This is a genomic window from Pseudomonas sp. P5_A12 (genome assembly GCF_056400685.1).
On record NZ_JBFUKU010000197.1, the window covers coordinates 1 to 10372 of the forward strand.

At 59.6% G+C, this 10372-nt stretch carries 10 protein-coding genes; 9 read left to right on the plus strand and 1 reads right to left on the minus strand.

Features of this window, described 5'->3' with window-relative positions; genetic code table 11:
* Positions 1-85 precede the first annotated feature (85 nt).
* The 4 genes from AC1DSG_RS21895 (at position 86) to AC1DSG_RS21910 (ending at position 2681) form a co-directional block, all read left to right on the plus strand.
* Positions 86-988 carry a chemotaxis protein CheW gene (locus tag AC1DSG_RS21895; protein WP_477792751.1) on the plus strand — a complete coding sequence of 301 codons (903 nt, stop codon included), beginning with the start codon at positions 86-88 and terminating at the stop codon, positions 986-988.
* A 27-nt stretch (positions 989-1015) separates the two neighbouring features.
* The gene (locus tag AC1DSG_RS21900; RefSeq protein WP_477792752.1) at positions 1016-1474 is read left to right on the plus strand and encodes a GNAT family N-acetyltransferase; all 459 of its coding nucleotides are present in this window, start codon (positions 1016-1018) and stop codon (positions 1472-1474) included.
* A gap of 47 nt (positions 1475-1521) precedes the next feature.
* Positions 1522-1848 carry a hypothetical protein gene (locus AC1DSG_RS21905; RefSeq protein ID WP_477792753.1) on the plus strand — a complete coding sequence of 109 codons (327 nt, stop codon included), beginning with the start codon at positions 1522-1524 and terminating at the stop codon, positions 1846-1848.
* Between the two features lie 83 nt (positions 1849-1931).
* Entirely contained in the window at positions 1932-2681 is a 750-nt protein-coding gene (locus tag AC1DSG_RS21910; protein WP_477792754.1) for a YkgJ family cysteine cluster protein, read from the plus strand.
* Between the two features lie 152 nt (positions 2682-2833).
* Here AC1DSG_RS21910 and AC1DSG_RS21915 read toward each other — a convergent pair whose 3' ends face one another.
* Positions 2834-3091 (minus strand): hypothetical protein, encoded by a 258-nt coding sequence (locus AC1DSG_RS21915; RefSeq protein ID WP_007943495.1) that lies wholly within the window; start codon positions 3089-3091, stop codon positions 2834-2836.
* A 373-nt stretch (positions 3092-3464) separates the two neighbouring features.
* On the opposite strand from AC1DSG_RS21915, the gene AC1DSG_RS21920 reads away from it, so the two are divergent.
* The 5 genes from AC1DSG_RS21920 (at position 3465) to AC1DSG_RS21940 (ending at position 10231) form a co-directional block, all read left to right on the plus strand.
* The gene (locus AC1DSG_RS21920; protein WP_477792755.1) at positions 3465-4625 is read left to right on the plus strand and encodes an efflux RND transporter periplasmic adaptor subunit; all 1161 of its coding nucleotides are present in this window, start codon (positions 3465-3467) and stop codon (positions 4623-4625) included.
* Entirely contained in the window at positions 4622-7723 is a 3102-nt protein-coding gene (locus tag AC1DSG_RS21925) for a multidrug efflux RND transporter permease subunit (protein WP_477792756.1), read from the plus strand. The genes AC1DSG_RS21920 and AC1DSG_RS21925 overlap by 4 nt, the downstream gene beginning before the upstream one ends.
* Before the next feature lie 9 nt (positions 7724-7732).
* Positions 7733-8410, plus strand: a complete 678-nt coding sequence (locus AC1DSG_RS21930; RefSeq protein WP_019582344.1) for a heavy metal response regulator transcription factor — start codon at positions 7733-7735, stop codon at positions 8408-8410.
* Positions 8400-9764 (plus strand): heavy metal sensor histidine kinase, encoded by a 1365-nt coding sequence (locus tag AC1DSG_RS21935; protein ID WP_477792757.1) that lies wholly within the window; start codon positions 8400-8402, stop codon positions 9762-9764. Before AC1DSG_RS21930 ends, AC1DSG_RS21935 begins: the two co-directional genes overlap by 11 nt.
* A gap of 242 nt (positions 9765-10006) precedes the next feature.
* Positions 10007-10231, plus strand: coding sequence for a hypothetical protein (locus AC1DSG_RS21940; RefSeq protein ID WP_477792758.1), 225 nt, complete (start codon positions 10007-10009; stop codon positions 10229-10231).
* Positions 10232-10372 lie beyond the last annotated feature (141 nt).

Below are 10372 nucleotides of genomic sequence, written 5' to 3' on the forward strand. Positions count from 1 at the left end.
GTCGATAACCCGATGTCGATAACCCGATATCGGTCGTTTTGGGCCATCCCGCAACCACCCACCACCTTTTCCACAGAAGGTTTTTATGTCTTCCAACAAAGCCCGCGCAGATTCACTTTCGCTTCTGCTGTTTACCTTGCGCAGCGGCAAGCTGATGGCGATCAACCTGCTGAAAGTCAGCGAAATCATCCCCTGCCCGCCGCTGACCAGGCTGCCGGAGTCGCATCCCCACATCAAAGGCATTGCCACCCTGCGTGGCGCGTCGTTGTCGGTGATTGACCTGAGCCGTGCCATCGGCGAGCGCCCGCTGGAAGACCCGAACGGTGGCTGCCTGATCGTCACCGACGTCAGTCGCTCCAAACAGGGCCTGCATGTTCAAGCCGTGAGCAAGATCGTTCACTGCCTGACCTCCGACATTCGCCCCCCACCCTTCGGTTCCGGCGGCGTGCGCTCGTACATCACCGGCGTGACCTCGGTCGACGGCACACTGGTGCAGGTGCTGGACATCGAAAAAGTCATCCACGGCATCGCGCCGGCACCAATCGAAACCACCCCGACCGAACTGAGCATGGAAGACGCCGAAATCCTGGGCAGCGCACGCATTCTGGTGGTTGATGACAGCCAGGTCGCCCTGCAACAATCCGTGCACACCCTGCGCAACCTCGGCCTGCAATGCCACACCGCGCGCAGCGCCAAGGAAGCCATCGACTGCCTGCTCGACCTGCAAGGCACGGCCCAACAGATCAACCTGATCATCTCGGACATCGAAATGTCAGAAATGGATGGCTACGCCTTCACCCGCACCCTGCGCGAAACGCCGGATTTCTCGCACCTGTATGTGTTGTTGCACACCTCTCTGGACAGTGCGATGAACAGCGAGAAGGCGCGCCTGGCCGGTGCTAACGCGGTACTGACCAAATTCTCTTCACCAGAACTGACCAAATGCCTGATCGAGGCGGCCAAGGCCGTCGCTGAACAAGGTCATTGAGAGATGGCCGAGGGCTTTTGTTTTTTGATGCGGCGCAACCTCGCTGAGGCTGTACCAAAGATCACCTGGCCTCAGGGGATTGTCCTGACCCAGTACCGCCCTGAATCGGCAAAAGCCGTTCATCGCTTGATGGAACAGGGTTTTCTGGACGGTGGCGGCCGCGCGCCAGCATTGGAGGTTTGGCAACAGCGGTTTGAAACCGACCCCGAATACGATCCCACCCTGTGTTTCATTGCGCTGGATGCCAACGGGATCGTCGGTGTGTGCCAGTGCTGGACCAGCGCCTACATCAAAAGCCTGGTGGTGCATCCGCGAGCACAAGGCCTCGGGCTTGGTCGCGCACTGCTGCTGCACGCATTCAACGTATTTCAGCAACGCCGGGAAGGATTTGTCGATTTGAAAGTATTGGAAGACAACCTTCGGGCGCAGCGGCTGTATGAACGTGCCGGGATGTATGTCGTCCGCCGGGAACCGGTTCCAGCCTGAGACACTCCAACTTCGGCCACTCCATGWCTGCCAAGGATGCCTGAACCATGAAAGCCGCAACCCTGACCTTCCTCTGCCTCACCGCTCTAGCCTCCCAGGCCCAAGCCTCCAGCCCTGACGCCTGGGCGAGCTACGACAAAACGGTGCTCGCCAGTTGCACCAAGGCCAGCGGCCTGAAAAATACCAAACCGGTCGGCAACGCTGCGCAGTTCGATGACCGGGTCGGCTACACCGCCCTCCTGCTCCAAGGCCAATACCCGCAAAAACACATGAAAGGCCAGCAAGGCACCGAGCTGTGTCTCTACAACAAGCAGACAAAAACCGCCTACGTGACAGAATGGGACTCCATCCGCTCGACCGCCAAGTCCCAGTGAGTGGCGCATAACTTGCTTCAACGCTGAGCGGTGCGGTGACATTCTGTCGCCGTTTCATGCCTTTACATGTGGCCCGGCGATCAATGAATACAACGTTTTCCTGCGTAGGTTGCGGCAAATGCTGCAATGACCACCACGTCCCCCTGACCTTGGCGGAAGCCCGGAGGTGGGCGGCCGATGGCGGCCAAGTGATCGTGCTGGTCGAGGGCTTTTTCGGTAACGGCCTGGGCCTGCCCGTGCAGCAACGCGAACACGCCGAACGCCGTTCGGTAGTGGTTCGAAGCGGCACGTCCCAGGCGTATGTGGCAATCACTTTTGGCGCCTATAACGTCGGCCCCTGCCGGAATCTTGACGAAGACAACCTGTGCCGCATTTACGAACGCCGACCGTTGGTGTGCCGCATCTACCCGGCGGAAATCAACCCGCACATCACTCTGAACACGGCGAACAAGGACTGCCCGCCCGAGTCATGGGAGCAAGGCCCGGACTTGATCTTCGGCGGCGAGTTAGTGGATCGGGAACTGGCGGCATTGATCCAGCGTTCTCGTCAGGCGGATCGCGACGACATTCAGACCAAGGATGCGATTTGCAGGTTGCTGGGGATTCGCACGACAGCGCTGAAGGGTGATGGGTTTACTGCTTATCTGCCCGACATGAGCGCGTTTGCCAGGGTCATCGATCAGGTGTCAGCGCAGCCGCTGGCGGCGTCGGAGAGTGACTGGTGGTTTCATGTATCGGGGAATGACATTGCCGGGCAAGTTCAGGCTGCGGGGGCGCAAGTGGCGACTGATGCGCCGGTGAACTATGCGTTTATTTCGCTGCGGGCGGCTTGATTCAAGAGAAATATCTTCGGGTATGACCCCATCGCGAGCAGGCTCGCTCCCACACTTGATCTGCGTAAAAACATAGATCCACTGTAGGAGCGAGCCGCCTCCGGGCGGCGTTCCGACGATGACGGCAGATCAGACACCGCTGAAACTGAAACTCAGCGCTTACCCATCGAACGACGCGTACCAGGAGGCGCCGCCCCAGGCGTCTTGGTATGGCCATTCTTCGCGCCATTCTTGTACCAAGGCTGGCTGGCGTTCTTCGCAGCGGCCAGGTCACCCGGTTTGAACGGGAACTTGAACGCCGGGATCGCGGCTTTGGTTTCGCTGTCTGCGCTGGAGTCGACGCTGTCTGGCAGGTCTGCCTGGTCGTCGCTCAAAGCGTCGGCAACCGGCGGTTGTGTCGGGGAAGTCATGAAAGCTCCGGGTGATGCACATAGAGTCGGGCCCGGTCAGCGAGCCGCGAAAGGCGGCAGTATACCTGTGTCGAGAGCTGCAAGCTTCACGCGACGAGCGAGTCCGTCGGGTTTTGTGTTGACTGGTACACCGCCATCGCGAGCAAGCTCGGCTCCTACAAGKACRGCGCYGTMCTTGTAGGAGCCGAGCTTGCTCGCGATGAACGATAATGCGGTCAACCAGAAGAAACACGGGGCATCGTCCGCCGCTGATCTAAACGCCCAAACTGACAACCCCGTCAGTTACCAGTCACCCTCCTGACGGGCTGACAGGGTTATAAAGAGGGTATAAATCTGTAGATACCCTAATCCATCAGCCCGGCGCCCCACTTGCATGCGAATTCAGAAAAAACCCGCCTTGATCGCAGGTCTGCTAATCGCCTTGGCAGCGATGGGCACGTGGTATGTCACCAAGCCCGCCACGGCCAAACTCGCTGCCCCTACCGCGATTCCGGTGCGCGTGGTCAACGTCGTTGAAAAAGACGTGCCGCGCTACGTCAGCGGCATAGGTTCGGTGCTGTCCTTGCACAGCGTCGTGGTGCGCCCGCAAATCGACGGCATTCTCACCAAAATCCTGGTCAAGGAAGGCCAACTGGTGAATAAAGGTGACCTGCTGGCCACCATCGATGACCGCTCGATCCGCGCCAGTCTCGATCAGGCCCGCGCCCAACTGGGTGAAAGCCAGGCGCAGTTGCAAGTGGCGCTGGTCAACCTCAAGCGTTACAAGTTGCTGAGTGTCGACGACGGGGTTTCCAAACAGACCTACGACCAGCAACAAGCGCTGGTCAATCAACTCAAGGCCACCGCCCAGGGCAATCAGGCCTCAATCGATGCCGCTCAGGTGCAACTCTCCTACACGCAGATTCGCTCTCCGGTCAGTGGGCGCGTCGGAATTCGTACGGTGGATGAAGGCAACTTCCTGCGCATGACCGACGCCCAAGGCCTGTTCACCGTGACGCAGATCGACCCGATTGCCGTCGAGTTCTCCCTGCCGCAGCACATGCTGCCGATCCTCCAAGGGCTGATCGGCGACCCACAACGCGCACAGGTAAAAGCCTACATTGGCGCCGACACCGACGGTGAAACCGGCAATCTGCTGGGCGAAGGTCACCTGACCCTGATCGATAACCAGATCAACGCCAACACCGGGACCATCCGCGCCAAGGCCGAATTCAACAACCCCGGGCAGAAACTCTGGCCGGGCCTGCTGGTGACGGTAAAAATTCAGACAGCCCTGGAGAAAGATGCACTGGTGGTACCGCCCACGGTCGTACAACGGGGTCTCGATCAACACTTCGTGTACCGGGTCAACGGTGACAAGGTCGAAGCCGTCACCGTGCAGGTGGTTTCGCAAGGCAGCGGCCAGGACATCATCAAAGGCGTGAAACCGGGCGATGTGCTGGTCACTGATGGCCAGTCGCGGCTCAAGCCAGGGTCGACCGTGCAGGTGCTGACCGAACCGCCACAGGTGGTGCAATCGGAGTCGAAGCCATGAAGGGCCACGGCTCGATCTCGGCCTGGTGCATCGATCACCCGGTCGCCACCCTCCTGCTGACCTTCGCCCTGGTGCTGCTCGGCGCCATCGCCTTCCCGCGCCTGTCGATTGCGCCGCTGCCGGAAGCCGAATTCCCAACCATTCAGGTGGCCGCGCAACTACCCGGCGCCAGCCCGGAAACCATGGCGTCGTCGGTGGCCACGCCGCTTGAAGTGCAATTCAGTTCCATTCCCGGCGTGACCCAAATGACATCGAGCAGCGCCTTGGGCTCGACCATCCTGATCCTGCAATTCACCCTCGACAAAAGCATCGACACCGCCGCCCAGGAAGTCCAGGCCGCGATCAACACCGCTGCCGGCAAACTGCCCAAGGACATGCCCAACCTGCCGACCTGGCGCAAGGTCAACCCGGCTGACAGCCCGGTGCTGATCCTCAGTGTCAATTCCACGCAAATGCCCGGCACCGAGCTCAGCGACCTGGTGGAAACCCTGCTGTCGCGTCAGATCAGCCAGATCGAAGGCGTAGGCCAAACCAACATTACCGGTCAGCAACGTCCGGCGATTCGCGTTCAAGCCTCGGCGGACAAACTGGCTGCCATCGGCCTGACCCTCGCCGACATTCGCCTGGCCCTCCAGAACACCAGCCTCAACCTGGCCAAAGGTGCGTTGTATGGCGAGTCGAGCATTTCGACGCTGTCGACCAACGACCAGCTGTTTCACCCCGAGGAATACAGCCAACTCATCGTTTCCTACAAGGATGGCGCCCCGGTTCATCTGAGGGATGTCGCCAAAGTCGTCAACGGTTCGGAAGATGCCTACGTTCAGGCCTGGGCCGATGGTAAGCCCGGGGTGAACCTGGTGATTTTCCGGCAACCTGGGGCGAACATCGTCGAGACCGTGGACCGCATTCAAGCCGCATTGCCCACACTTAAAGCCATGCTCCCCGCCTCGGTGCAGGTCAACGTGCTGGTCGACCGCACCCAGACCATCCGCGCGTCCTTGCATGAGGTGGAAATCACCCTGCTGATCGCGATCCTGCTGGTGGTGGCGGTGATGGCGCTGTTTTTGCGCCAATGGTCGGCGACCCTGATCGTGTCCGCGGTGCTGGGCGTGTCCCTGATCGCGAGTTTCGCCCTGATGTACATCATGGGGTTCAGCCTGAACAACCTGACGCTGGTAGCAATTGTGGTGGCCGTGKGGTTTGTGGTCGACGATGCGATTGTGGTGGTGGAGAACATTCACCGACACCTTGAAGCCGGCGACGGCATGCGCGAGGCGGCGATCAAGGGTGCCGGCGAGATTGGTTTTACCGTGGTCTCGATCAGTTTCTCGCTGGTCGCAGCGTTCATTCCGCTGCTGTTCATGGGCGGCGTGGTCGGGCGGTTGTTCAAGGAGTTCGCCCTCACCGCTACTTCAACCATCATGATTTCGGTCGTGGTGTCGCTGACGCTGGCGCCAACCCTGGCCGCGCTATTCATGCGTGCGCCGGTGCACCACGCCCACAGCAAACCGACGTTCGGGGAACGCTTGCTGGCCGGCTATGAAAAATTATTGCGCCGTGCCCTCGCCCATCAGAAATTAATGATCGGTGTGTTCGGACTTTCCCTGTGCCTGGCCGTCGCCGGTTACATTTTCATTCCCAAGGGCTTCTTCCCTGTACAGGACACAGGGTTTGTCCTCGGTACGACCGAAGCCGCCGCCGATATTTCCTACGGCGACATGGTGAAAAAACACCTGGCGATGGCCGAAATCGTCGCGGCAGATCCCGCAGTCGCGACGTTTTCCCACTCGGTCGGTGTCTCGGGCAGCAACCAGACCATCGCCAACGGCCGCTTCTGGATTTCCCTGAAAAAACGCGGCGACCGCGACGTTTCGGCCAGTCAGTTCATTGACCGGATTCGTCCGCAACTGATGAAGGTTCCGGGCATCGTGCTGTACCTGCGCGCAGGCCAGGACATCAACCTCAGCTCCGGACCGAGTCGTGCCCAGTACCAATACGTGCTCAAGAGTAACGACGGCGCGACCCTCAGCACCTGGACCCAGCGGCTGACGGAAAAACTGCGCAGCAACCCGGCGTTCCGCGACATTTCCAACGACCTGCAACTGGGCGGCAGCATCACCCACATCAGCATCGACCGTAGCGCCGCGGCGCGTTTCGGCCTGACCGCCACTGATGTCGACGAAGCCCTGTACGATGCGTTTGGTCAGCGCCAGGTCAATGAATTCCAGACCCAGATCAACCAATACAACGTGATTCTGGAACTGGACACCAAGCAACGCGGCAAGGCCGAAAGCCTCAACTATTTCTACCTTCGCTCGCCGCTGAGCGGGGAAATGGTGCCGCTGTCGGCACTGGCAAAATTTGACGCACCCACGGTCGGCCCGCTGTCCATCGCCCATGACGGCATGTTCCCGGCCGCCAACTTGTCGTTCAACCTCGCGCCCGGCGTGGCGTTGGGTGATGCGGTGATCATGCTCAACCAGGCCAAGGTCGACATCGGCATGCCGGCCGCCATGAGCGGCAACTTCCAGGGTGCGGCGCAAGCATTCCAAAGCTCGTTGGCTAGCCAGCCGTGGCTGATTCTGGCGGCGCTGGTGGCGGTGTACATCATTCTCGGCGTGCTCTATGAGAGTTTCGTCCATCCGCTGACCATCATTTCGACGCTGCCCTCGGCGGGACTCGGGGCGGTGATCATGCTGTGGATTTGCGGCCAAGACTTTTCGATCATGGCGTTGATCGGCCTGGTGCTGCTGATCGGCATCGTGAAGAAGAACGGCATCCTGATGATCGACTTCGCGCTCGACGCCCAGCGCAACCGTGGCTTGGCGCCGGAAGAGGCAATCTTCGAGGCCTGTATTACACGGTTTCGGCCGATCATCATGACCACCCTCGCGGCCCTGCTCGGCGCCTTGCCGCTGATGCTCGGTTACGGCACCGGCGCTGAACTGCGCCAGCCACTGGGCATCGCGGTGGTCGGTGGCTTGCTGGTGAGCCAGGCGCTGACGCTRTTCACCACTCCGGTCATATATTTGTGGCTTGAGCGTCTTTTCCATCGACCTGAACCAGCCCCGACACCGGCGCTGGCGACCACAGACTGAGGCGGGGTCATGCGCGTTCTGATTATCGAAGACGAAGAAAAAACCGCGGACTATTTGCACCGTGGCCTGACGGAACAGGGTTACACGGTGGACGTGGCGCGGGACGGCGTGGAAGGTCTCCACCTGGCGCTGGAAACTGACTACGCGGTGATCGTCCTCGACGTCATGCTGCCGGGCCTCGATGGCTTCGGCGTATTGCGCGCGTTGCGTGCGCGCAAGCAAACCCCAGTGATCATGCTCACCGCCCGCGAACGCGTCGAAGACCGCATCAAGGGCTTGCGCGACGGCGCCGACGATTACCTGGGCAAACCATTTTCCTTCCTTGAACTGGTGGCGCGGTTGCAGGCGCTGACCCGGCGCAGTGGTGGGCACGAACCGGTGCAAGTGAGCATCGCCGACCTGTGGATAGATTTGATCAGCCGCAAGGCGACACGCGCCGGCACACGTCTGGACCTGACCGCCAAAGAGTTTTCGCTGCTCAGTGTGCTGGCCCGTCGGCAAGGCGAAATCCTGTCGAAAACGGCGATTGCCGAGATGGTCTGGGACATCAATTTCGACAGCGACGCCAACGTTGTAGAAGTCGCGATCAAACGCCTGCGGGCCAAGCTCGACGGGCCGTTCGACGAGAAACTGCTGCACACGATTCGTGGCATGGGTTATGTGTTGGAGAGYCGTGGTGTCCAGTAACTCCATCGCGCTTCGCCTGAGCGGGATGTTTACGCTGGTTGCGCTTTTAGTGTTTTTGTTGATCGGCTGGGCGTTGTATCAGCAGGTCGATAAAGGCTTGGGTTTGCTCCCCGAAGCCGAACTGGATGCGCGCTACAGCGTACTCGAATCCACTGTCGGCCGTTACGGCACGCCCGAGCATTGGGTCAAGATCAATAACAAGCTCAAGCTGCTCGGAGAAGAAGACAAGCGCATTAGTTTCTGGATCGTCAGCGGTGATCCGCATTACGAATACGGCGACCTCACACCGCAAATCCGCACCTTCGCCGAAGGGTCGCTGGGCATGCGCGACTTGCAGTTGCCCGACCATCCCTACCCGCTGAAAGTGCTGGTGAGCCAGTTTCCGGCGAAGGATCAACGCCCGCCGTTGCGCTTCATGATCGGCATCGATACCGAGACGTTTTTCGAGACGCAACATAACTTACTGATCGCGCTGATCAGCCTGGCGATTGTCGGTGTGTTGTTGGCTTCTGCGCTGGGGTATTGGGTGGCGCGGATCGGCCTCAAGCCTTTGATCAAACTGTCTCAGGAAGCCCAGCGCCTGGCGCCGCCGCTGCGTTCCGGGCGCCTGCGATTATCGTCGCTGCCGCCGGAACTGGATCAGTTCGTCAATTCGTTCAACTCTACGCTGGAACGGGTTGAACAGGCTTACTCACGGCTGGAATCGTTCAACGCCGACGTCGCCCATGAATTGCGCTCACCGCTGACCAACCTGATCGGGCAAACCCAGGTCGCGCTGACGCGCGGGCGCTCCGCCGAACACTACTTTGAAGTGCTGCAATCGAACCTCGAAGAGTTAGAACGGTTGCGCTCAATCATCAACGACATGCTGTTTCTAGCGAGCGCGGATCAGGGCAGCAAGGCCACCAAGCTGACCTCCACTTCACTCGCTGATGAAGTGGCGACAACGCTGGATTACCTGGATTTCATTCTTGAGGATGCGCAAGTTCAAGTGCAGGTCAGCGGAGATGCGCAGGTGCGGATAGAGATCGCGCATTTGCGCCGGGCGTTGATCAATTTGCTGAGCAACGCGGTGCAGCACACCGAACCTGGGCAAGTGATTCAGGTGCGGATCGAGGTCGAGGAGCATCAGGTGAGCATTGGCGTCGCCAACCCCGGCACACCGATTGCCAGCGAGCATTTGCCACGGTTGTTTGAACGGTTTTATCGAGTGGATGCATCGCGCAGCAACAGCGGCAACAATCACGGGTTGGGACTGGCGATCGTCAAGGCAATTGCGCTGATGCATGGCGGGGATGTGTTTGTACGCAGTGACCACGGCATGAATACCTTCGGCATTCACCTGCCCGTCTGACCCTACCCAAGGATCGTTCCCACGCTCCGCGTGGGAATGCCGCCCGGGACGCTCCGCGTCCCCATCCAGAGCCGAACGCAGAGCGCCCGTTGGGGCATTCCCACGCAGCGTGGGAACGATCATTGGCAAACTGTTGCTTCAACCGCAATAGTCCTTTCTTGAACTGGCTCTGTTTCCCATTGGCCAAGATCCTTATCTTTGCCCGCACCAAACAGCACTTGCCAAGCAAGAAGGTTTTAAAGATGTCCAACATTACGGGTATTGCCAGCGCTTTCGTTTTGTCCTCATTGTTTCTGTCTCCGTTCGCCATGGCGGAAGAGTCGCAGACGTTCGTCACGCAAAATGCCGCACGCACCACAGCCTACGATCAGTATCAGAGCGAAATGACGGCCAAGGCTCCGGACGCTGCGCAATCCCCACAAACATCGACGTCTGCAAGCCAGACTTTGAATGAGAAAGACAGCTGATTCATCGAACGACTCTGTTTCCCTCGACACTTTTCATCGGCTCTTCCCTTTGAAAAGTTGTCTTCAAAGCCGCTGCTATCAGCGGCTTTTTTTGTTGTGGTTGATCGTTCCCACGCTCTGCGTGGGAATGCAGCCCGAGAC